The sequence below is a fragment of the Nocardioides bruguierae genome (assembly GCF_023554635.1).
In the GTDB taxonomy this organism is placed as follows: domain Bacteria; phylum Actinomycetota; class Actinomycetes; order Propionibacteriales; family Nocardioidaceae; genus Nocardioides; species Nocardioides bruguierae.
Map to the genome: position 1 here is coordinate 115,114 of NZ_JAMJPH010000025.1, position 20,380 is coordinate 135,493.

A 20,380-nucleotide genomic window follows, 5' to 3' on the forward strand; every position below is an offset into this window, starting at 1 on the left:
GGCGAGGAGGACAAGTCGGCGGGCTCACTCGTCGGTGCCGAGCTCCTCGCTGACGACGACGGCCCCGTTCAGCTCCGCCAGCAGGACGGCGCCCGCGAGGTCCAGGCGGGTGCGCCGCAGCCGGGCCGCGGTCAGGTCCACGCCGGCCAGCGTCGCCCCCGTGAGGTCGGCCCCGCCCAGGTCGGTCTCCCGCACCGAGGCGCCCTCGAGCGGGCAGCCGCGGAGAAGGGCGCCGGTGAGCTTCGCGAGAGAGAGGTCGGCCTCGCGCAGGTCGACGCCGCTCAGGTCGGCCCGGTCCAGGTCCGCCCCGCGCAGGGAGGTGCCTCGCCACACCCCGCCCCGCACCGTGATCGGCCGCAGCCGCGTGCCGTCGAGCACGGAGCCGACCAGCTTGCAGCCGTCGAGCTCGACGTCGAAGAACGAGCAGTCCACGAAGTCGCAGGCGGTGAACGCGGTCGAGGTGTGCCGGCTCGCGTTGAAGGTGCAGCGCTCGAAGCGGCACCGGTCGAGCACGGCCCCGTCGGTGGTCGTCTCGGTGAGGTCCACGTCGACGAAGGTGCAGTCGCTGAAGCGCGCCGCCCCCAGGTCGTCGCCGTACCAGTCCTCCCGGGAGAAGGCGCGCCCCGTCGCGGTCATCGGCTCGCTCATGCGCCTCACGCTAGCCACGGGTGCCGACGGTGCGGTGGCGCGGTGCGGGGCGAACCCGGGGAGGGCTTGGGTCGGCCAACTGGCGCCGTAGCGTCGTTGACATGAGCACTCACCTGCGCCCGGCACTGCTGCTGGCCGTCCTCGCGCTCGCGCTCACCGCCTGCTCCGGGGAGGACGACGGTGGGGCGAGCGCCGCCGGCCCGTCGACGGTCACCGCCACCGTGACGGCCTCCCCGTCCTCCTCCCCGTCCTCCTCCCCGTCGTCGCCCGCGTCGTCGCCCGCATCGTCCTCGGGCGCTGCGACGTCCGGGTCCGGGCCGGCCGAGTGCACCGCCGACGACCTGACGCTGGCGGTCCGGGTGGCCCCCGGTGGCGGCACGGCCGGCGCGGTGCACTCCCGCGTCGTGCTCACCAACACCTCCGAGGCCCCCTGCGTGCTGCAGGGCTACGGCGGCGTCTCCTACGTCGGCGGGGGCGACGGGACGCAGGTGGGCGCTGCCGCGGACCGCACCGGCGGCACGGCGCCCCGCCTCGTCCTGGTGACGGGGGAGCGGGCCGTGCAGGCGCTCACCGAGACCGACGCCGGCGCGTACGGCGACGCGCGCTGCGACCCGACGGAGGTCGACGGCGTCCGGGTCTACCCGCCCGACGAGACCGCCTCGCTCTACGCCGCGCACGCCACGACCGGGTGTGCGGACGACACGGTCCACCTGCTGGAGGTCGGCCCCTACCACCGGGCCTGACCGGCCCGGGACCTCCGACCCTGGGGACCGGTCGGACCCCGCGGGAGGATAGGGGCCAGGAGGGCCCGTGCAGCTCGCGGACCCGGGGAGGAGGCGTCATGACTCGACCCGAGGCACGCTGCCCGGTCCGCCCGGGCGACGCCTGCACCCTCTGCCACCCCGGGGCCACCGGCCCGCAGGACTGCGCCCTCGTCTGGCTCGTCCGCTCCGACCCGGAGCTCTCCGCCCAGCTCGCCGAGATCACCGCCGAGCACCGACGATCGACCGGCCGGGTCGCCTGAACCCCTCGTGACCACCTGCGCGCCCCGCCCGGCCTCTCGGGTCTCGGGAAGGTGCGCGAGCAACCGACCCCCTGCGCCTGAACGGTTGCGCGCGCCCCGCGGTCCTGCGCCGCGGTTCCCGAGCTCCTGGACGTATCCGCTCAACGGACGGACGTGTCCGGATGGTCACACGGTCGTCGGGACCTCCGCCCCTCCGCGTGCGCCTCGGCCGCACCGACGATGGGAGGGAACCCGGAGGAGATGATCACGATGGCCGCACAGGAGGTCCTGCTCCAGGTGGGCGAGGCGCGCTGCGCGCTCCGGCCGGACGAGGCGTGCCGGCTGTGCCAGCCCGGCGCCACCGGACCCGACGACTGCCCCGTGGCCTGGTTGGTGCGCCACGACCCCGAGCTGGCCCAGGAGCTGGCCGAGGAGCTGCGGGCACGGCAGTGCGGGTGAGGTGCCAGACCAGGCCTCAGCGCACCACGAACGTGGCCCGTTCGGCCGGCCGCACCGCAGCCAGGTAGCGCCGCTGGCCCTCGACGTAGCGGCGCAGCGCCGGGTGCTCGGGGTCGGCCGGCGTGCCGTCGCGGCCGGCCAGGCGGGCCACGCTGACCTCGAAGGGGACGTCCAGCAGGACCGAGACGTCCCAGGCGCCCCTCAGCTCCGCGCGGTGGCAGAACATCCCCTCGACGACCACCACGCCGTCGTCCGGCACCGGCAGCGGCTCGGCCTCGAGAGCGACGTCGCGACGGTGGTCGAAGGCGGCGGGCACGATCGTGCTGCTGCCCGGTGCGGCGAGCGGGTCCAGCACGCAGCGCCGGAACGCCGCCAGGTCGTAGGTGTCGGCCACGAACCCGACGGGGGAGTCGCGGCCCAGCCGGTAGCGGACCGCGCGCGGGTGCAGGAAGTCGTCGAGGTGGACGACGGTGGCCCACCGCCCGGCCGTGCGGAAGGCGTCGCGCAGGTGCCCCGACCAGGTCGTCTTGCCCGCCCCGTCCACGCCGTCGACGGCCACCAGGACAGGTCGGCCCGGACGCGGGGTCGCAGCGACGACCTCGGCGACCGCGCGGACCTCCGCGGGAACGCTCACGGCTCGAGCGCGGCGAGCAGGCGCTCGCACTCGGCCAGCAGCGCCGACCGCAGGGGGGCGGCGCGCTCGGTGAAAGCGGCCTGGGCTGCGGCGTAGGCGCGCTTGCCCTCGGCGGTCTCGATCCGCACGGGCGGGTAGGCGTCGTCGTCCAGGCCGGCCAGGTCGTAGGGCGAGGCCTGCATGTCGAGGGTGCGGATGTCGACGGCCAGCTCGAAGCAGTCGGCCACCAGGTCGGCGGGCACCAGGGGGGAGAGCCGGAAGGCGTGCTTGTAGAGGTCCATCCCGGCGTGCAGGCAGCCCGGTTGCTCGAAGTCCGCGCGGTCGTGCGAGGCGGGGGAGAGGGTGTTGAGCGGCCGGGCCGGCTCGGTGAAGAACCGGTAGGCGTCGAAGTGGGTGCAGGCGATCCGGTGCGACTCCACGACGGCGTCGGTGCCCTCGCCGCCCAGGCGCAGGGGCCAGGACGCGTGGCGCACGCCGTCCTGCTCGAGGCGGTAGACCATCGCCCACTCGTGCAGCCCGAAGCAGCCGTGGTGGGCGGGGCGCGCCGCGGTGGCGGCGAGCAGGCGGCGCAGCGTGGTCAGCAGCACCCGCTTCTCCTCCAGCAGGTTCCGCGAGACGGTGACGCTGCCGTCGTCCGCCGCCTCGTAGCCGGGCAGGCCCGCGAACGTGCCGTCGTCCTCGAGCCGCACGCCGAAGCCAGGGTGCCAGCGACGCAGCTGCGCCGGCCGGTAGGAGTAGTAGCCGAACAGGAAGTCGCGCACCGGGTGTTTCTCGCCCGCCTTGCGGCGGGCGAGGTGGGCGTCGAGGAAGGGCGCCAGTCGCTCCTCGTGCGCGGCCGCGCGGGCACCCCAGGTGGCGAGGTCGAGGACCTCGGTCTCCTGCGTCGTCACGGTCACGGCCACCACGGTAGGTCGCGCGGGCGTCGGCCGCCGAAGCGAGGACGGCGTCGGCGGACCGGAACAACGACGGCGCCGCCGCGGATGGACCCCGTTGACCTGCGCGGACGCGGCGGCGGGTCCGCGTCCGCCCCCGTTGTTCCGGTCGGCCGACGGTGCTGAGGCCCGTGACGCCCGGGTGGGCGCGCTCACCCCTGTCCCGCTGCCCCGGGCTGCCGACTCGGCCAGCCCGCGCCGCGCCGATAGGCTCGCAGCGTGCGCATCGCGAGATTCACGACGGGCGAGGAGCCCCAGTACGGCGTCATCACCGGCGACCTCGACGAGTACGGCCAGCTGGACGAGGACGCCACCATCGTGGCGCTCGCCGGCGACCCGCTCTACGTCGGCGTCCGGCCGCTGGAGACGGAGCACAAGCTCAGCGAGGTGCGCCTGCTCGCGCCGGTCCTGCCGCGCTCCAAGGTCGTCGGCGTCGCCCGCAACTACCGCGACCACGCCGCCGAGCTGGGCAACGAGGTGCCGACCGAGCCGCTGTGGTTCCTCAAGCCCAACACCTCGGTGATCGGGCCGAACGACGCGATCGCCTACCCCTCTGCCAGCGAGAACGTGCACTACGAGGCGGAGGTCGCCGTCGTCATCGGGCGGATCTGCCGCGACGTCCCGGCTGCCCAGGCCACCGACGTGATCCACGGCTACACCATCGCCAACGACGTGACCGCTCGCGACCTGCAGAAGGCCGTCGGCCACTTCTCCCGGGCCAAGGGCTTCGACACGTTCTGCCCGCTCGGCCCGTGGATCGAGACCGACCTCGACCCGCAGGCCTTCGCCGACGGCGTGCGCATCCAGACCTACCGCAACGGGGACGTCGTCCAGGACGGCACCACCGCCGACATGGTCTTCGACATCCCCACCCTGGTCGAGCACGTCTCGTCCACGATGACGCTGCTGCCCGGCGACGTCATCCTCACCGGCACCCCCGCCGGCGTCGGCCCCCTGGAGGTCGGCGACGAGCTCGAGATCGTCGTGGACGGTCTCGGCTCCCTCACGAACACCGTCAAGGCAAGGTGACCGAAGCGTTGAGCACCACCACCCGTCCCGTCCGCGTCCGGATGGCCCCGTCGCCGACGGGCTCCCCGCACGTCGGCCTCGTCCGCACCGCCCTGTTCAACTGGGCGTTCGCCGAGCACGCCAAGCGCCAGGGCCAGGACGCGACCTTCGTCTTCCGCATCGAGGACACCGACAAGGAGCGCTCCACCGAGGAGTCCTTCCGCGCGATCCTCGAGCTGATGCACTGGCTCGGTCTGACCTGGACCGAGGGCGTCGAGGCCGGCGGTGAGTACGGCCCCTACAAGCAGTCCGAGCGCACGGACCTCTACGCCGAGGTGCTCGCCAAGCTGGCGGCGTCCAGCTACACCTACGACTGCTTCTGCAAGAACGAGGAGGTGGACGCGCGCCGCAAGGCGTCCGGCTCCAAGACCCTGGGCTACGACGGCTTCTGCCGCGACCTCTCGGCCGAGCAGCGCGCCGCCTTCGAGGCCGAGGGCCGCGCCAGCGTGGTGCGCTTCCGCATGCCCGAGGGCTCCATCACCTGGACCGACCTCGTGCGCGGCGACGTCACCTTCGAGACCGAGCACGTGCCGGACTTCGCCCTGGCCCGCGCCAACGGCGACCCGCTCTACACGCTCACGGCTCCGGTGGACGACGCCACGATGCGGATCAGCCACGTGCTGCGCGGCGAGGACCTGCTCTCGTCCACCCCGCGCCAGATCGCGCTGTTCGAGGCGCTCGAGGCCATCGAGGTCGCCGAGTTCACCCCCGAGTACGGCCACCTGCCCTACGTGATGGGCGAGGGCAACAAGAAGCTCTCCAAGCGCGACCCGCAGGCGCACGCGCTGGCCTACCGCGACCAGGGCTACCTGCCCGAGGGCCTGCTCAACTACCTCTCGCTGCTCGGCTGGGCGATCGCGGCGGACCGCGACGTCTTCACCCTCGACGAGATGGTCGAGGCGTTCGACCTCAAGGACGTCAACCCCAACCCGGCCCGCTTCGACATCAAGAAGTGCGACGCCATCAACGCCTCGCACATGCGGATGCTCTCGGTCGAGGAGATCACCGAGCGCTCGCTGCCGTTCCTGACCTCGGCCGGCGTGCTCGACGCCTCCTCCGAGGCCGACCGACAGCTGCTCGACCAGGCGATGCCGCTGGTCGCCGAGCGGGTCAACAAGCTCGCCGAGGTGCCGGAGATGCTGGCGTTCCTCTTCGTCTCCGAGGAGGACTTCACGCTGGACGAGGCGGACGCGGCCAAGCTGCTGAACGAGCAGGGCCTGGAGGTCGTCAAGGCCGCCCACGCCGCCCTCGAGCCGCTCGGCTCCTGGTCCACCGACGCCATCCAGACGGCGCTGCAGACCGCCCTGGTCGACGAGATGGGCCTCAAGCCGCGCGTCGCCTTCGGGCCCGTGCGCGTGGCCGTCACCGGCCGTCGCGTCTCCCCGCCGCTGTTCGAGTCCCTGGAGCTGCTGGGCCGCGAGCGCGGCCTGGGTCGCCTGGCCGCCGCCGCGTCGCGGACCGCCTGACCTTGCCGATCTCCTCGGCCCCGTCGTCGGCGTCCGCGTCGGCCCCGGAGCAGCAGCCGCTGGGCTACCACCAGCTGCTGCTGCTCGGGCGGCCCTCGCGGGCCTGGGCGCTCGCAGGCGTCCTGCTGCTGCTCGTCCTCGTGCTGCTCGGGCAGTACGCCGCCCTGGTGAGCGTGCAGGTGCCGCTGGTGCTGGCCGGCTGGTCGGCCGACGACGTGGTCGAGACGCTGTCCGGTGACCCGGTGACCCCCGCCTACCTGGCGCTGGTCGACGCGGGCTGGGCCTACGCGGTGATCGCCGTGCTGGCCGTCGTCCTGCTCGTGCACAAGCAGCGTCCCGGGTGGGTGGTCAGCGTGGCCGCCCGGATGCGCTGGGGCTGGCTGCTGCGTTGCCTCGGGCTCGCGGCGATCACGCTCGTGGTCACCGTGGTCGTCAGCGCGCTCGTGCCCGCCACGGGGACGGGGCAGGAGATCTCCGGCAACCTCAACGACTGGACCTCGCAGACGACCGCGTTCCTGCTCGTCGTCCTGCTCCTCACGCCGCTCCAGGCGGCGGGGGAGGAGTTCGTCTTCCGCGGGTACCTCACCCAGGCCTTCGGACGGATGGTGCCGACCTGGGCGCCGCTGAGCAAGGCCGTGGCCGTGGTGGTGCCGGCGGTGCTGTTCGCGCTCGCGCACGGCGCCCAGGACGCTCCCGTGTTCGTCGACCGGTTCGCCTTCGGCCTGGTCGCCGGGGTGCTCGTGCTGCGCACCGGCGGGCTCGAGGCCGGCATCGCCATGCACGTGCTGAACAACCTCCTCGCCTACGGCGTTGCCCTGCTGTTCAGCGACATGACGAGCACCCTGAACCCCACGGCGAGCAGCTGGTCGAACCTGCCCGTGACCCTCACCCAGAGCCTCGTCTTCCTCGGTCTCGTGGAGCTGTCGCTGCGTCGCCGACCAGTCGCGACGACGACCGCGGGGCCCGTTTTGGCGGGTCAGGGAACGCGCGTGTAACGTCTCGTCTCGGTTCGGCGGCACCGCTCAGGCGGGGCCGGCCGGGTAGCCATTGGGATATGGTGTAATTGGCAGCACGACTGATTCTGGTTCAGTTAGTCAAGGTTCGAGTCCTTGTATCCCAGCCAGCGACCACAGGTCGACGAGGCTCCCACGGGGGTCACGGAGATTTGGTCGGAGCACCAGCCCGAGGCTAGAGTTCCGCAGGTTGCGAGAGGCCGTGAGGCTCTCTCACCAGCACGCCCCCGTTGTGTAGCGGCCTAGCACGCCGCCCTCTCAAGGCGGTAGCGCCGGTTCGAATCCGGTCGGGGGTACGCGAGAAAGATGAGAAGACCCCTGGTCCCAGGGCCGGGGGTCTTCTCATGCCCGGCTCCGGTCGGGCACCGCATTGCCCCCGTTGTGTAGCGGCCTAGCACGTCGCCCTCTCAAGGCGGTAGCGCCGGTTCGAATCCGGTCGGGGGTACAGCACCTCGAAGCGCCCCGTGTCCCTCGGACCGGGGCGCTTCGCCGTGCCGGTGCCGGTTGCTACTGCGAGGGTGGCGGGAAACCGTCGGTCGGGTCCCCGTCGTCCTGCCCGCCGCCGTCCTGGCTGTCGGCGCCGGCGCTGTCCAGCAGGGCACGGATGCGCAGGGCCGTGGCCACCGCGGGAGCGCTCAGCGTCGCCCCCAGGATGCCCGCCAGGGCGCCGCCGACCAGGGTCGAGGCGAGGTTGACGATCGGGTGGATGTGCAGGGCCTCGCTGGTCAGTTTCGTCATCACGACCGTCTGGACGACGTTCTGCACGACCAGGATCACCACCAGCATGACGATCGCGGCGGTCGGACCTTCGGTGCCCAGCGCGACCACGGTGGCGAACGCCCCTGACACGATCGCCCCGAGGTAGGGGACGTAGGAGGTGACGAAGGTGACCACGGCGATGGTGATCCACAGGTCGACCCCGAGCACGAGCGCGGTGCCACCGATCAGCACCACCGTGACCAGGGCCGAGAGCGTCACGCCGCCGAAGTAGGCCCGGACGGCGCCGACGGCCTCCTCGATCACGACGGCGCCCGGGACCCGCTGCGAGGACACCAGGCGCCCCGCCCACGCGACGAGCGCGGACCAGTCGACGAGCACGTAGTAGAAGAAGAAGCCGCCGACCACGAGGCCGATGACGAAGGCCGCCGCGCTGGAGAACACGCTCCCGACCAGCCCCGGGACGAGTCCCGCGAGCCCGCCGAGGAGCTGGCGGGTGGCTTCGTCCAGCTCCGCCGGGGAGGTTCCGTCGCCGCCGCCGAGGCTCCCGACCCAGTCTTGGGCCACGGCGGTGCCCGAGGTCAGCGCGTCGGCGATCTCCGGGCCCTTCTCGGCGACGCCCGTGATCGTCAACCACAGCGACCAGGCGACGACCCCGACCAGGGCGACCAGCACCAGCACCGCACCCCACGCGCGTGGCACCCGGACCCGTTCCAGGGCGTCCACGACCGGCACCAGGAGCGCCCCGAGCAGGATCGCGACGGCGAGCGGGACGACGACCCCGGAGAGGGTGGCCGAGATGCTCATGAGGACGGCGACGAGACCGAGCGCCCCGAGGGCGAGCCATCCTCGCAGGCCCCAGCGCACCAGCCACTCGGGCGCGGGCGCGGGCCCGCCACCACCGCTGGTGCCCCCGCTCATCGGGACTCTCCCACGGGGGCCTCTCCTCGGCTCATCGGGAACCTCTCGTCGTCGTGCGGGCGCGTCGTCGCCCGCGTCGTGCCGCCGCGCCCGCGGGCGCCGATGTCAGGAGGCATCGGCGTCCCACTCCAGGGTCGGCGCCGGCGCCTCGGGCCCGTCGGCTCGCGGTCGACCACGGACGAGCCGGCCGATCGAGCCCTCGTCCGTCGCGACCACCTGGCCCACGACGGCGGTGACCAGGAGCCACCACGAGACGGCGTAGAGGTAGGTGAGGTACGTGAACGCCACGCCGATCGACCCGAACCTGGTGGCGCTGAGCTCGATCGACACCGACAGGTAGCGGCTGGCGACCGGATGCGCCAGGAGCATGCCGAGGGCGAACAGGGCCGCTCCCGGCGCGAGCCAGCGCAGGCGGAGACGACCCGCGAGGAGGAACCACGGGACGAGGGTCGCCACCGCCATGTTGACGCAGCCCACCAGCAGGGTCGCCCACCAGTCGCGGGGCGGGAGCGGCTCGAGGACCGAGATCAGCTTCTGCGTCGCTGCCAGCGTCAGGGCCAGGCCGAGCACCGCCACGAACCAGCGCCAGGCCTGGTCGAGCCGGGTGTGGCTGCGCCCGTGCATCCAGACGGCGTCGTAGGCGCGGATCATCGCGCGGGACAGGCTCGTGGCCGAGATCAGCACGACGAGGACGCCCAGCAGCCCGAAGGTCGCGCTGTCGCTGGCCCCGGCCACCTCGTCGAGGACGACCTGGGTCTCCGCGGACAGGTCGCCCCAGCCGGAGACGGCGGACGAGACCCGCTGGCTGCCGAGGAGCGCCGCCCCCATGATCAGGACCGGGAAGACCGACGTGAACAGCTGGGCCGCGATGGTCATCGCTCGGTCGAAGACCTGGATGCGTCGCAGACCGGCGACGACGCGGAGCCCGACGCGCCCGGGCCAGTGGTCCATCAGCCAGATGAGCCGGGCCGAGTAGCGAGGCGGCAGCCGGTCGAGGCGGGCCAGCTGGGCCTCGGTCATGCCGAAGCCCGCGAGCACGGCACGCACCGCGTCGGGGTCTGTCGCCGTCATCGCTGCCCCTCGTGACAGGTGGTCGGCCGGCTCGGCCGGAGCCGCGTGCTCAGCACTGTAGTGGCCCGCGGGCGCCTGCGAGGGCGGCTGCGCAGATCGCCCGGCCACGCGACGTCGACCCTCAGGCTGGGGCCGCGGCGTCGTCGGGACGATCCCGCGGCCACAGCAGGTAGGTGGCCACGAGCGCCAGCCCGGCACCGACGAGCGTGTCGACGAGCCGTCGCAGCGCCAGCTCCTCCGCGGCGCCCGTGGGCGCGCCGACGAGCAGGACGACCCCGAGCGCCGACACCGCGCCGGCGAGGACGGGCAGCACGGGCTGGTAGGCCAGCCCCACCAGCAGGCACACCACTGCCAGCACCAGGACGACCGCGGTGGGGAGGTGCTGCGCCGTGAGGGGCACGAGCAGGACCCCGAGGAACGTGGCGCTGACCCGCACGACGGCGGCCTCCACCGTGCTCTTGCCGGACGGCAGCAGGATCGCCAGGGCGGTGATCAGCACCCACAGCGCGTCGCGGGTCTCGCTGAGCTGGTACCACAGGACGCAGCCGGCCAGCGGGACCGCCCGCCGCACCCCGTCCCGGGAGTGCTGGTCCCAGGAACGGACCGACCCGGCGATCGCTGCCCACGGGGAGGGCACGACGCCCGGCGCCGAGGGGGACGAGGACGGTTGCCGCCGATGCAGCCACCACGCACCGCCGCACGCGACGACCCAGCCCAGCGCGGCGGCGAGACCCAGCTGGAGCAGGAGGGCCGCAGGAGAGTCCTGCGTCCGGGCGTCGGCCGAGGTCGCCAGCACCAGCCCCAGCACGTAGGCGAGGGTGCTCAGCACGCCGAGGACGCCGCCGATCGGCCCGGCCCCGACCGCGGCCGAGGTGAGGACGGCGACCGCGGCCATGGCGAGCGCCGCGGCCCAGGGGCGCCCGCTGACCAGGATCGCGGTGCCGACGACGCTGACGGCGACGACCGCCGCCCACGTCGCGACCCGTGCCGCGATCCGTGGAGCGCCGGCGGTACCGGTCGCGGAGACGAGGCCGGCCACCAGCGCGGGCAGGAGCGCGGACGCGGCGGCGCCTGCGGGTCGGCCTACGAGCAGGCCCGTCCCCAGCCCGACGACCAGCCCGACGACCAGCCCCACGAGCAGCAGCACCACGAGCGCGACCTGGGGCGGCCGGCCGGTCGGCGTGAGGGCGCCACTCAGCCAGGACCAGGTGCTGGGTCGGTGAGGGCGCGCGGCGGCCACGTCGGCGGAGGCTAGTACCGGCGCCGTCCCGCGACGGGGGCCACGACGGGACGAGCCGGTTGTCCACAGGTCGCGGGGCCGCGGGGTTCGTGGCCCGGGCCGCGGGCACGCTCCTGGTGTCCCGCACTCGACCGACACCGGAGGACCCGCCATGCTCGCCGCAGACCCGACCCTGCCCACCTCGAGCGGGGCAGTGACCAGCCTCGACCTGCCGGGGGCGAGCGCCGTGAGCGCAGCGCTGGAGGACCAGGGCGACGCCCTGGCCCTCGTCCTGTCCTACGTCGTCGCCCGCTGCAGCCACCTGGAGGCCTTCGGCGGCCTCACGGCGGGGGTGCGGGCGCCCTACGAGGCGGCCCTGGGCCGTGCCACCGCCGGGCTCGCCGGGGCGGTCTCCCAGGCCGCCGCACGGGCCCGTGACCTGCGCGAGGCCTCCCGCCTGCTCACCGACGCGGACGACGCCACCTCGTCGGTCCTGGCGGCGCTCGAGACGGCCACCGGGGACCCGGCCGAGTACAGCTCCTCGCTGCCGCACGTGGTCAGCTCGGCCCTGGCCACGGGGTCGCTGCGGACGGCGGCCACCGCCTCGCAGGCCGCACGCTTCACCGACCGGTGGAAGCCCCTGGCCGCGACCGGCGGCTACGCCACCCCGGTCTCCTCGGCCGCCGCGTGGGTGGACCTGACCTCGACCCTCGACTCCTTCGGGCGAGGGGTGCAGGCACTGCAGGGGGAGGTCGAGGAATGACGACCGCCGCCTCCCAGCGAGTCGAGGCGCTGCTGCCGCAGCCGACCAGCCAGGCGTCGACCGCCCTCGTCGCCGACGTGCGCTCCCGCCTCCTGCCGCTCCTTCCGGCCAGCTGGCTCCTGGCCGAGGCCGTGGGTTTCGACCCCGTGGCGATGGTGCTGGACGAGCTCACCGGTGGCTACGACGAGATCGACGAGATGGCCCAGGCCTGGGACGCGGCGGCGCGCGCGCTCGAGGTGCTCGCCGAGGACCACCGGGCGCTGGCCGACCGGCTCGGGTCGGTGTGGCAGGGGCTGACGCCCCTCGCGGCGGCGAGCGCCCTGCGTGCGGCCGCCGCGGACCTCGACGCACGCGCCCTCGCGATCCGACAGGTCGCCGCCTGCCTGCGCGCCCTCCTGCAGGCCGTCCACGACCTCTGCGTCCTGGCCGCGGACCTGGCCGACGAGGCCGTGACCGTCGGGCTCACCTCCCTGGCCATGGGGCCGGTGGGCAGCGTGCGGCTCGTCGCGGCCGCGCCTCGGCTGGTCTCGCTCGGGCGGGCCGCCATCGCCGGCCTCGGCGAGGCCCGCGCCGTGCTGTCCGGGCTGATGGCGGCGCTCGCGGCCCTCGAGGGGGTCATCACCGTCGGAGGCGATCTCGGCGCCGCCGTCGCGATCGGCGTGAACGGCGGCGCCGCCCTCAGCCTCGCGGTGCGAGGCGATGTGCCGTGAGCGAGGAGGGCAGGACGCCGCGGCTCAGGCGCAGAGACCGTTCTGCGCGGCCGTCGTCGCGGCCTCCTGCTCCTCGGTGCTCTGCGAGGCGCTGCTGCTGGGCGACTTCGTCGTGCCGACCGGGTCGTCGGCACTGATGGAGCCCTGGCGCAGGCTGCCCGGCAGCGGCTGGTCGTTGCGGATGCGCTTCCAGAGCTTCTTCGCCGAGGACGACCACACCAGGCGGTTCGGGTCCGGGGCGTACTCCTCGAACGGCACGGTCACGAAGCGGATCTTGTCCAGGCCGGTGTCGGAGAACTGCAGCGCCAGCGTCGCGAGCTTGGCGATGCTGCCGAGGCCGCTGTCCAGGGTGAGCGAGGACGTGGCGGCGTCGAGGAACTTGTAGACCTTGGTGGGGTTGGTCAGCGTCCCGGCCGAGACGACCTGGTTGATCATCGAGGCGATGAAGGCCTGCTGCCGCTTCATCCGACCGATGTCGGAGTTGGCCGAGAGCACGTAGCGCTCGCGCACGTAGTTGAGCGCGTCCTTGCCCGTGAGCACCTGGGTTCCGGCCGAGAAGTAGATGTTGTGCGCCGAGTCGTCGACGTCCTTGGGGATGCACACCTCCACGCCGCCCACGGCGTCGACCATGTCCTCGAAGCCGGCGAAGTCGACCACGACGTAGTGGTCGATGTAGACACCGGTCAGCTGCTCGACGGTCTGGATGGTGCACGCTGCGCCGCCGAGGGCGAACGCGGTGTTGAACATCTGCAGCTCCCCACCGGGGATGGTGCTGCCGTCTGAGGCGGTGCAGTCGGGCCGGGTGACGAGGGCGTCGCGCGGCAGGGAGACGCCGTAAGCGCTGGAGCGGTCGGCCGAGACGTGCAGCAGGATCGTCGTGTCCGACCCGCCGCCGCCGGCCTCGCCGTCGATCGCGCACCCGTCGCAGCTGCGCGTGTCGGAGCCCATCACCAGGATGTTGAGCGCCTCGGTCGGCTCCTCGGCCTCCTCGCTGGCGGTCTCGGTGGGCTCGGACTTCGTGGGGCGGTCGCTGAGCTGGGCCTCGACATCGGTGACCTGGAGGTTGTCGTTGAGGTGCCGGTAGGCCACGGTCACCCCGGTCGCGGTGGCGACGGCCAGCACCATCTGGGTCGCGACGAGCGCGACCAGCACGGGGTGGCGCCACCAGCGGCGCCGACGTCCGCGCGAGGAATGGCGGTGGGGCCGGCGGCCGGACCTGCGGGTGGGGGTGCCCGCGTCGCCGTCGGGGCTGTCGGCGGCGTCGGAGGGAGCGTCCTGGTCGGGCATGACGACGATGGTGGCAAAAGAATGTTGCGCCTGGGCGCATACCGGACACCCAGACGGGTGTCTCGCAGTGGATTCACAGCGGCGAAACAGTCTCTTTGCCCGATCGGGTGAGGAGCAGCACGTTGGCGGCCCGGCGGCGGTCACCGACCGGCCCCGCAGCGCCCCGCCTCGGAGGTCGACGGGGTACCCACGGCCGTGTCCGATTCCCGCCAGACGCTGTCGGCGGGCGCGGGCATGATGGAGCCATGACACAGACCGCGGACCTCGACGACGACGCGCGCTACGCGGCGATCGCCGCCCGCGACCGTCGCTTCGACGGGCTCTTCATCACCGCCGTCCTCTCGACCGGCATCTACTGTCGGCCCTCGTGCCCGGCCCGGACGCCGGCGCGTGAGCGCGTCCGCTTCCACCCCAGTGCCGCCTCCGCCCAGGAGGCCGGCTTCCGCGCCTGCAAGCGGTGCCTGCCCGACGCCACGCCCGGCAGCCCCGAGTGGGACGTCCGCGCCGGCACCGCCGACCGGGCCGTCCGTCTGATCGCCGACGGCGTCGTGGACCGCGACGGCGTGCAGGGACTGGCGGACCGGCTCGGCTACACGCCCCGTCACCTCGGTCGGCTGCTCGTCGAGCAGCACGGTGCCGGCCCCCTCGCCCTCGCCCGTGCCCGTCGGGCGCAGAACGCACGCGTGCTGCTGGAGACCACCGACCTCGGCCTGGCCGACGTGGCCTTCGCCGCCGGCTTCAGCAGCGTGCGCCAGTTCAACGAGACCGTCCGGGCCGTCTACGACGCCACGCCCAGCCACCTGCGGGCCCGTCGCGTCCACCCTCGTGCCGGCTCTCGGGGCGGCGTCCGCGGGCCCGCGGACGAGGCGTCGCACGGTGACGAGGGCGTGCTCCGCCTCCGTCTGGCCGTGCGCACGCCGTTCGACGCCCCCGCGCTGCTGGACTTCCTCGCCTACCACCTCGTGCCGGGCGTCGAAACCGCCGAGGACGGCTGGTACGCCCGCACCCTCGACCTGCCCCACGGCGCCGGCACCCTGCGTCTCGACCTCGCGGACACGACCCTCGCGTCCGCGGCCCCGGGCACCGCGCAGCTGCACCTGGAGCTGCGCCTCGCGGACCTGCGCGACACCGGGGCGGCGCTCGAGCGCGCCCGACGCCTGGTCGACGCGGACGCGGACCCCGGGGCCGTGGTCGCCCACCTGGCGGCCGACCCGGTGCTGGCCCCCCTGGTCGGCGAGCACCCCGGTCTGCGGGTGCCCGGCCAGGTCGACGGGGCGGAGACCGCCCTGCGCACCGTGGTGGGGCAGCAGATCAGCGTGAGCGGCGCTCGCACCGTGCTCGGGCGGGTCGTGGCCGAGCACGGTGCGCGCGTGGAGACCGGCCTGCCCGGCCTCACCCACCTGTTCCCCGGCGCCGACGCGCTGGCCGCGGTGGATCCCGAGACGCTCCCGATGCCCCGCGCCCGCGGCCGGGCCCTGGTGGGTCTCGCCGCGGCGCTGGCCGCGGGTGAGGTCGACCTGGAGCGGGGCGCTGGGCGCGCCGACGTCCGGGAGCGACTGCTGGCCCTGACCGGGATCGGCCCCTGGACCGCCGACTACGTGGCCATGCGTGCCCTGGCGGACCCCGACGTGTTCCTGCCCACCGACGTGGGGGTGCGGACTGCCGCCACGCGGCTGGGCCACGACCCGGCCGAGGTGGTCGCCCGGTCGGCCGGCTGGTCGCCGTGGCGCTCCTACGCCCTCATGCACCTGTGGCAGACCCTCATGCCACCCACCCCGACCTCGCAGGAGGCAGCACGATGACCTGGACCGTGATCGAGAGCCCCGTCGGCCCGCTGCGGTTGCGCGGCGGCGACGCCGGGCTGGAGGCGATCGACTTCTCGCCGTTCCCCGACCCCGACGAGGCGGCGGGGGAGCGCGACGACGCCTCGCCCGTGCTGGCGCGGGCCGCGCGGCAGCTGGGGGAGTACTTCGCCGGCGAGCGCCGCGACTTCGACCTGCCGCTGGCCCCCGCCGGCACGGAGTTCCAGCAGCGCGTGTGGGCGGAGCTCGCCCGCATCCCGTGGGGCTCGACGTCCACCTACGGGGACGTGGCGGTCCGGCTGGGCCTCAAGCCCGGGGCCTCCCGCGCCGTCGGGCTGGCCAACGGCCGCAACCCCATCCCGGTCGTCGTCCCCTGCCACCGGGTGATCGGCGCCAACGGCACCCTCACCGGGTACGCGGGCGGCCTGGAGCGCAAGCAGGTGCTCCTCGACCTCGAGCGGGACGACGCCGACGCGCTGTTCTGACCTGGCTGCCCCCGCCATCGCAGGCTCGCGAACGGGTACGACCCACCACATTCGTGGTTCGGACGTCCTCGAACCACGAATACGGTGGGTCGTACCCCGGCCGTCGCAGGCTCAGGCGGACTCGGCCGCCGCGCGGCGCAGAGACTCCGAGAGGCGCTCGGCGGCCGCCATGACCGCGGGGGCGTGCATGCGGCCGGGCTGGCGGGAGAGACGCTCCAGCGGGCCGGAGACCGACACCGCCGCGATGATCTTGCCGCTGGGGGCGCGCACCGGCGCGGAGACGGACGCGACGCCCTGCTCGCGCTCGCCGATCGACTGTGCCCAGCCGCGGCGGCGGATGCCCGAGAGCGCAGCGGCGGAGAAGGCCGCGTTCTGCAGCCCGCGGTGCAGCCGCTCCGGGTCGTCCCAGGCGAGGAGCACCTGGGCGGCCGAGCCGGCGCGCATGGTGAGCTGGGAGCCGACGGGGATGGTGTCGCGCAGGCCCGACGGGCGCTCCGCGGCGGCCACGCAGACGCGGTGCTCGCCCTGGCGGCGCCACAGCTGGGCGGACTCGCCGGTGATGTCGCGCAGACGGGCGAGCACAGGGCCGGCGGTGGCGAGCAGGCGGTCCTCGCCGGCGGCCGCGGACAGCTCGGCCAGGCGAGGGCCGAGCACGAAGCGGCCTTGCATGTCGCGGGCGACCAGCCGGTGGTGCTCGAGCGCGACGGCCAGGCGGTGCGCGGTGGGGCGGGCCAGGCCGGTGGCGGTGACCAGGCCGGCCAGCGTGGCCGGGCCCGACTCGAGGGCGGTCAGCACGAGGGCGGCCTTGTCGAGGACGCCGACTCCGCTGGAATCCATCTGCACTCCTGTGTTTCGTTGCGTGGCCGCACCCGGCGGGTGGACCATCACGAGGGCCGAGCCCGGGGTGTCGGGCAGGGCAGACGCCCGGGGTCTCGAGCGTCGTCCATCTCGGATGACGGGACAACTGTCTCACACATTGGACCAGAAGGCGTACAGTTCCTTCTCGGTAACCGGCCGTGGTGCGTCCACACGACGCCCCGCCGCTACCCGTCCGGTGGCTCGGCCGAGCCGCCGGGAGAAGTCATCGCCGGCCCACCCAGCCGGCGTCGCGGTCGCCACGAAGGAGTGCGTCATGGGCAAGACACTGGGTCGAACGCTGGCCGAGAAGGTCTGGGACGAGCACGTCGTCCGCTCGACCGCCGGAGAGCCGGACCTGCTCTACATCGACCTCCACCTCATCCACGAGGTGACGAGCCCGCAGGCCTTCGACGGCCTGCGCCTGGCCGGTCGCAAGGTCCGTCGCCCGGACCTCACCCTCGCCACCGAGGACCACAACGTCCCCACCCTCGACTGGGACAAGCCGATCGCCGACCCGGTCTCGCGGACCCAGGTCGAGACGCTGCGTCGCAATGCCGAGGAGTTCGGCGTCCGCCTGCACCCCCTCGGTGACATCGACCAGGGCATCGTCCACGTCGTCGGCCCGCAGCTGGGCCTGACCCAGCCCGGCATGACGATCGTGTGCGGCGACTCCCACACCTCCACGCACGGCGCGTTCGGCGCGATCGCGTTCGGCATCGGCACCTCCGAGGTCGAGCACGTCCTCGCCACGCAGACGCTGACGCAGGCCAAGCCGAAGACGATGGCCGTGACGGTCAACGGCTCGCTGCCCGACGGCGTCACCGCGAAGGACCTGGTGCTCAACCTGATCGCCCACACCGGCACCGGTGGCGGCCAGGGCTACATCGTCGAGTACCGCGGCCAGGCCATCGAGGAGCTCTCCATGGAGGGCCGGATGACCATCTGCAACATGAGCATCGAGTGGGGTGCCAAGGCGGGCATGATCGCCCCCGACCAGACGACCTTCGACTACATCGAGGGCCGCAAGGAGGCGCCGAAGGGCGCCGAGTGGGACGCCGCCGTCGCGCACTGGAAGACGCTGCGCACCGACGACGACGCGACCTTCGACAAGGAGATCGTCCTCGACGCCTCCGTCATGACGCCGTTCGTCACCTGGGGCACCAACCCGGGTCAGGGCGTGCCGCTGGGCGCCTCGGTGCCCGCCCCGTCCGACTTCGAGGACGAGCAGGACAAGATCGCCTGCGAGAAGGCCCTGGGCTACATGGGCCTCGAGGCCGGCACCCCGATGCGCGAGGTCAAGGTCGACACGGTCTTCGTCGGCTCCTGCACCAACGGCCGCATCGAGGACCTGCGACTGGCCGCCGACGTCATCAAGGGCCGCAAGGTCGCCGACGACACCCGTCTGCTCGTCGTCCCCGGCTCGGTGCGCGTGCGCCTGCAGGCCGAGGAGGAGGGCCTGGACGTCATCTTCAAGGAGGCCGGTGCCGAGTGGCGCGGCGCGGGCTGCTCGATGTGCCTGGGCATGAACCCCGACACCCTCACCCCCGGTGAGCGCAGCGCCTCGACCTCGAACCGCAACTTCGAGGGACGCCAGGGCAAGGGCGGTCGCACGCACCTCGTGTCGATCCCCGTCGCGGCGGCCACCGCCGTCCGCGGCACCCTCTCCTCGCCCGCCGACCTGGACTGAACGGAGCTCACGTCATGGACAAGTTCACCACCCACACCGGCGTCGGCGTCCCGCTCAAGCGCAGCAACGTCGACACCGACCAGATCATCCCCGCGGTCTACCTCAAGCGCGTGACCCGCACGGGCTTCGAGGACGGCCTGTTCGCCGCCTGGCGCAACGACCCCGAGTTCGTCCTCAACAACGAGGTCTACGCCCAGGGCACCGTGCTGGTGGCCGGCCCCGACTTCGGCACCGGCTCCTCGCGTGAGCACGCCGTCTGGGCCCTGCAGAACTACGGCTTCAAGGTCGTCGTCTCCGCCCGCTTCGCGGACATCTTCCGCGGCAACTCGGGCAAGGCCGGCCTCCTGGCCGCCCAGGTCGACGAGAAGGTCGTGCAGAAGCTCTGGACGATCCTCGAGGACACCCCGGGCGCCGCGATCACCGTCGACCTGGAGTCGCGCACCATCCGTGCCGGCGAGGGCGACGACGCGATCGAGGAGTCCTTCCAGATCGACGACTACACCCGCTGGCGCCTGCTGGAGGGTCTCGACGACATCGGCATCACCCTCGGCCACGCCGACTCCATCGACGCGTTCGAGAAGACCCGCCCGGCGTTCAAGCCGGTCACCCTCTGACGCTCGTCGCAGCAGACAGCCCCAGGCAGCCCCCGTCGCTCTTCGGACGGCGGGGGCTGTCCGCGTCCGGAGGAGGATCGAGGGGAGTGAGCTCACCTGTGCGGAGACACCCGGTCGGACCTGTGGCTCGCGCCGCGAGCGACGCACCGTTGAGGGTCCAGCCACCGACCGTGAGGAGGGCACCGATGCCCGAGATCACCACCAACGACGTCACTCTCCACTACACCGACACCGCCCCGGAGCAGGCCACCGGCAACCCGGTCGTCCTGATCCACGGCTGGCCGCTGTCGGGGGAGGCCTGGAAGCAGCAGGTGCCCACCCTGGTCGCCGCGGGTCACCGGGTCGTCACCTACGACCGGCGCGGCTTCGGCGCCTCGTCCAAGCCGGACGGCGGCTACGACTACGACACGATGGCCGACGACCTCGCGGGGCTCCTGGAGGCCCTCGACCTCACCGACGTGACGCTCGTCGGCTTCTCCATGGGCGGCGGCGAGGTGGCCCGCTACGTGGGTCGGCACGGCGAGGGTCGGCTGCGGTCCGTCGTCCTGGCCGCGGCGGTGCCGCCGTACCTGCTGCGCACCGACGACAACCCCGACGGCGGCCTCTCCGAGTCCGACGTGCAGGAGATGGAGGACGGTGCCCGCACCAACCGCGAGGAGTTCCTCGCGGGATTCACCGAGAACTTCTTCTCCGTGGACGGGGAGCTGCGGGTCAGCTCCAACGACGTGGCGGACGCCGTCGCGCTCCAGCAGCCCGCCCGCGACGAGGCCGTGGTCGCCTGCATCGGCGCGTTCGCCCGCACGGACTTCCGCGAGGACCTGGCCCGGATCACCGTGCCCACGCTCGTGCTGCACGGCTCGAGCGACGCGGTCGTGCCGTTCGAGGTCTCGGGGCGCCGCAGCGCCGAGGCGGTCGCCGGCGCCGAGCTGGTCGTCGTCGAGGGGGCCCCGCACGGCTTCAACGTCTCCCACGCCGAGGAGTTCGACAAGGCGCTCGTGGACTTCCTGGCCCACTGAGCGCCCG

Annotated in this window: 21 protein-coding genes and 3 tRNA genes; 16 read left to right on the forward strand and 8 right to left on the reverse strand. The window is 73.6% G+C overall.

All coding sequences use genetic code 11. The features are described 5' to 3' along the window. Positions 1-24: 24 nt before the first annotated feature. Positions 25-648 carry a pentapeptide repeat-containing protein gene (locus M8316_RS14270; RefSeq protein WP_250055602.1) on the reverse strand — a complete coding sequence of 208 codons (624 nt, stop codon included), beginning with the start codon at positions 646-648 and terminating at the stop codon, positions 25-27. 101 nt (positions 649-749) lie between these two features. Between M8316_RS14270 and M8316_RS14275 the strand changes: the two genes are divergently transcribed. The 3 genes from M8316_RS14275 (at position 750) to M8316_RS14285 (ending at position 2,110) form a co-directional block, all read left to right on the forward strand. Then, complete coding sequence (locus tag M8316_RS14275) at positions 750-1,391, forward strand: DUF4232 domain-containing protein (RefSeq protein WP_250055604.1); 642 nt, start codon at positions 750-752, stop codon at positions 1,389-1,391. A gap of 98 nt (positions 1,392-1,489) precedes the next feature. Beyond that, entirely contained in the window at positions 1,490-1,672 is a 183-nt protein-coding gene (locus M8316_RS14280) for a DUF6767 domain-containing protein (protein ID WP_250055606.1), read from the forward strand. A 249-nt stretch (positions 1,673-1,921) separates the two neighbouring features. Then, positions 1,922-2,110: a DUF6767 domain-containing protein gene (locus M8316_RS14285; RefSeq protein WP_250055608.1), complete on the forward strand. Its 189-nt coding sequence runs from the start codon at positions 1,922-1,924 to the stop codon at positions 2,108-2,110. A 16-nt stretch (positions 2,111-2,126) separates the two neighbouring features. Here M8316_RS14285 and M8316_RS14290 read toward each other — a convergent pair whose 3' ends face one another. Both M8316_RS14290 and M8316_RS14295 read right to left on the reverse strand, forming a co-directional pair. Beyond that, positions 2,127-2,744: a nucleoside/nucleotide kinase family protein gene (locus tag M8316_RS14290; protein ID WP_250055610.1), complete on the reverse strand. Its 618-nt coding sequence runs from the start codon at positions 2,742-2,744 to the stop codon at positions 2,127-2,129. Continuing rightward, positions 2,741-3,640 carry a 3-methyladenine DNA glycosylase gene (locus M8316_RS14295; protein ID WP_250055612.1) on the reverse strand — a complete coding sequence of 300 codons (900 nt, stop codon included), beginning with the start codon at positions 3,638-3,640 and terminating at the stop codon, positions 2,741-2,743. The genes M8316_RS14290 and M8316_RS14295 overlap by 4 nt, the downstream gene beginning before the upstream one ends. Before the next feature lie 255 nt (positions 3,641-3,895). Between M8316_RS14295 and M8316_RS14300 the strand changes: the two genes are divergently transcribed. The 6 genes from M8316_RS14300 to M8316_RS14325 all read left to right on the forward strand — a co-directional run bounded on the left by M8316_RS14300 (position 3,896) and on the right by M8316_RS14325 (position 7,668). Continuing rightward, positions 3,896-4,705 carry a fumarylacetoacetate hydrolase family protein gene (locus tag M8316_RS14300; RefSeq protein WP_250055614.1) on the forward strand — a complete coding sequence of 270 codons (810 nt, stop codon included), beginning with the start codon at positions 3,896-3,898 and terminating at the stop codon, positions 4,703-4,705. Between the two features lie 41 nt (positions 4,706-4,746). Beyond that, the gene (gene gltX / locus M8316_RS14305) at positions 4,747-6,210 is read left to right on the forward strand and encodes a glutamate--tRNA ligase (protein WP_250055726.1); all 1,464 of its coding nucleotides are present in this window, start codon (positions 4,747-4,749) and stop codon (positions 6,208-6,210) included. A 2-nt stretch (positions 6,211-6,212) separates the two neighbouring features. Further along, complete coding sequence (locus tag M8316_RS14310; protein ID WP_250055616.1) at positions 6,213-7,205, forward strand: CPBP family intramembrane glutamic endopeptidase; 993 nt, start codon at positions 6,213-6,215, stop codon at positions 7,203-7,205. A gap of 53 nt (positions 7,206-7,258) precedes the next feature. Then, positions 7,259-7,333, forward strand: a tRNA-Gln gene (locus M8316_RS14315). A gap of 113 nt (positions 7,334-7,446) precedes the next feature. Continuing rightward, positions 7,447-7,519, forward strand: a tRNA-Glu gene (locus tag M8316_RS14320). A 76-nt stretch (positions 7,520-7,595) separates the two neighbouring features. Beyond that, a tRNA-Glu gene (locus M8316_RS14325) sits at positions 7,596-7,668 on the forward strand. A gap of 62 nt (positions 7,669-7,730) precedes the next feature. Here M8316_RS14325 and M8316_RS14330 read toward each other — a convergent pair. The 3 genes from M8316_RS14330 to M8316_RS14340 form a co-directional block, all read right to left on the reverse strand. Then, a complete protein-coding gene (locus M8316_RS14330) occupies positions 7,731-8,861 on the reverse strand; it encodes an AI-2E family transporter (protein ID WP_250055618.1) in 1,131 nt (376 codons plus the stop codon). A 105-nt stretch (positions 8,862-8,966) separates the two neighbouring features. Continuing rightward, a complete protein-coding gene (locus M8316_RS14335; RefSeq protein WP_250055620.1) occupies positions 8,967-9,932 on the reverse strand; it encodes a YhjD/YihY/BrkB family envelope integrity protein in 966 nt (321 codons plus the stop codon). Between the two features lie 121 nt (positions 9,933-10,053). Further along, positions 10,054-11,172 carry an FUSC family protein gene (locus M8316_RS14340; protein WP_250055622.1) on the reverse strand — a complete coding sequence of 373 codons (1,119 nt, stop codon included), beginning with the start codon at positions 11,170-11,172 and terminating at the stop codon, positions 10,054-10,056. 151 nt (positions 11,173-11,323) lie between these two features. Between M8316_RS14340 and M8316_RS14345 the strand changes: the two genes are divergently transcribed. Then, positions 11,324-11,914 (forward strand): hypothetical protein, encoded by a 591-nt coding sequence (locus M8316_RS14345; RefSeq protein WP_250055624.1) that lies wholly within the window; start codon positions 11,324-11,326, stop codon positions 11,912-11,914. Continuing rightward, the gene (locus M8316_RS14350) at positions 11,911-12,624 is read left to right on the forward strand and encodes a hypothetical protein (RefSeq protein ID WP_250055626.1); all 714 of its coding nucleotides are present in this window, start codon (positions 11,911-11,913) and stop codon (positions 12,622-12,624) included. Before M8316_RS14345 ends, M8316_RS14350 begins: the two co-directional genes overlap by 4 nt. Before the next feature lie 24 nt (positions 12,625-12,648). Here M8316_RS14350 and M8316_RS14355 read toward each other — a convergent pair whose 3' ends face one another. Continuing rightward, positions 12,649-13,911, reverse strand: a complete 1,263-nt coding sequence (locus tag M8316_RS14355; RefSeq protein WP_250055628.1) for an LCP family protein — start codon at positions 13,909-13,911, stop codon at positions 12,649-12,651. Between the two features lie 245 nt (positions 13,912-14,156). Here M8316_RS14355 and M8316_RS14360 point away from each other — a divergent pair, with 245 nt between their 5' ends. Then, complete coding sequence (locus tag M8316_RS14360) at positions 14,157-15,713, forward strand: AlkA N-terminal domain-containing protein (RefSeq protein WP_250055629.1); 1,557 nt, start codon at positions 14,157-14,159, stop codon at positions 15,711-15,713. After that, positions 15,710-16,198 carry a methylated-DNA--[protein]-cysteine S-methyltransferase gene (locus tag M8316_RS14365; RefSeq protein WP_250055630.1) on the forward strand — a complete coding sequence of 163 codons (489 nt, stop codon included), beginning with the start codon at positions 15,710-15,712 and terminating at the stop codon, positions 16,196-16,198. The genes M8316_RS14360 and M8316_RS14365 overlap by 4 nt, the downstream gene beginning before the upstream one ends. Positions 16,199-16,309: 111 nt before the next feature. Here M8316_RS14365 and M8316_RS14370 read toward each other — a convergent pair whose 3' ends face one another. After that, complete coding sequence (locus M8316_RS14370) at positions 16,310-17,035, reverse strand: IclR family transcriptional regulator (protein ID WP_250055631.1); 726 nt, start codon at positions 17,033-17,035, stop codon at positions 16,310-16,312. A gap of 307 nt (positions 17,036-17,342) precedes the next feature. Between M8316_RS14370 and leuC the strand changes: the two genes are divergently transcribed. The 3 genes from leuC (at position 17,343) to M8316_RS14385 (ending at position 20,373) form a co-directional block, all read left to right on the forward strand. Continuing rightward, positions 17,343-18,743, forward strand: a complete 1,401-nt coding sequence (gene leuC, locus M8316_RS14375) for a 3-isopropylmalate dehydratase large subunit (RefSeq protein WP_250055728.1) — start codon at positions 17,343-17,345, stop codon at positions 18,741-18,743. Between the two features lie 14 nt (positions 18,744-18,757). Further along, positions 18,758-19,357, forward strand: a complete 600-nt coding sequence (gene leuD, locus M8316_RS14380; RefSeq protein WP_250055632.1) for a 3-isopropylmalate dehydratase small subunit — start codon at positions 18,758-18,760, stop codon at positions 19,355-19,357. Positions 19,358-19,542: 185 nt separating this feature from the next. Further along, positions 19,543-20,373: an alpha/beta fold hydrolase gene (locus M8316_RS14385; RefSeq protein ID WP_250055633.1), complete on the forward strand. Its 831-nt coding sequence runs from the start codon at positions 19,543-19,545 to the stop codon at positions 20,371-20,373. The last annotated feature ends 7 nt before the right edge of the window (positions 20,374-20,380 follow it).

Excerpts from the sequence above, each read along its gene's own strand:
- M8316_RS14270 (WP_250055602.1), bottom strand. The coding sequence starts at position 648 with ATGAGCGAGCCGATGACCGCGACGGGGCGCGCCTTCTCCCGGGAGGAC.
- M8316_RS14370 (WP_250055631.1), bottom strand. The coding sequence starts at position 17,035 with ATGGATTCCAGCGGAGTCGGCGTCCTCGACAAGGCCGCCCTCGTGCTG.
- M8316_RS14355 (WP_250055628.1), bottom strand. The coding sequence starts at position 13,911 with ATGCCCGACCAGGACGCTCCCTCCGACGCCGCCGACAGCCCCGACGGC.
- M8316_RS14360 (WP_250055629.1), top strand. The coding sequence starts at position 14,157 with ATGACACAGACCGCGGACCTCGACGACGACGCGCGCTACGCGGCGATC.
- M8316_RS14335 (WP_250055620.1), bottom strand. The coding sequence starts at position 9,932 with ATGACGGCGACAGACCCCGACGCGGTGCGTGCCGTGCTCGCGGGCTTC.
- M8316_RS14345 (WP_250055624.1), top strand. The coding sequence starts at position 11,324 with ATGCTCGCCGCAGACCCGACCCTGCCCACCTCGAGCGGGGCAGTGACC.
- M8316_RS14280 (WP_250055606.1), top strand. The coding sequence starts at position 1,490 with ATGACTCGACCCGAGGCACGCTGCCCGGTCCGCCCGGGCGACGCCTGC.
- M8316_RS14285 (WP_250055608.1), top strand. The coding sequence starts at position 1,922 with ATGGCCGCACAGGAGGTCCTGCTCCAGGTGGGCGAGGCGCGCTGCGCG.
- M8316_RS14330 (WP_250055618.1), bottom strand. The coding sequence starts at position 8,861 with ATGAGCGGGGGCACCAGCGGTGGTGGCGGGCCCGCGCCCGCGCCCGAG.
- gltX (WP_250055726.1), top strand. The coding sequence starts at position 4,747 with ATGGCCCCGTCGCCGACGGGCTCCCCGCACGTCGGCCTCGTCCGCACC.
- M8316_RS14275 (WP_250055604.1), top strand. The coding sequence starts at position 750 with ATGAGCACTCACCTGCGCCCGGCACTGCTGCTGGCCGTCCTCGCGCTC.
- M8316_RS14350 (WP_250055626.1), top strand. The coding sequence starts at position 11,911 with ATGACGACCGCCGCCTCCCAGCGAGTCGAGGCGCTGCTGCCGCAGCCG.
- M8316_RS14365 (WP_250055630.1), top strand. The coding sequence starts at position 15,710 with ATGACCTGGACCGTGATCGAGAGCCCCGTCGGCCCGCTGCGGTTGCGC.
- M8316_RS14385 (WP_250055633.1), top strand. The coding sequence starts at position 19,543 with ATGCCCGAGATCACCACCAACGACGTCACTCTCCACTACACCGACACC.
- leuD (WP_250055632.1), top strand. The coding sequence starts at position 18,758 with ATGGACAAGTTCACCACCCACACCGGCGTCGGCGTCCCGCTCAAGCGC.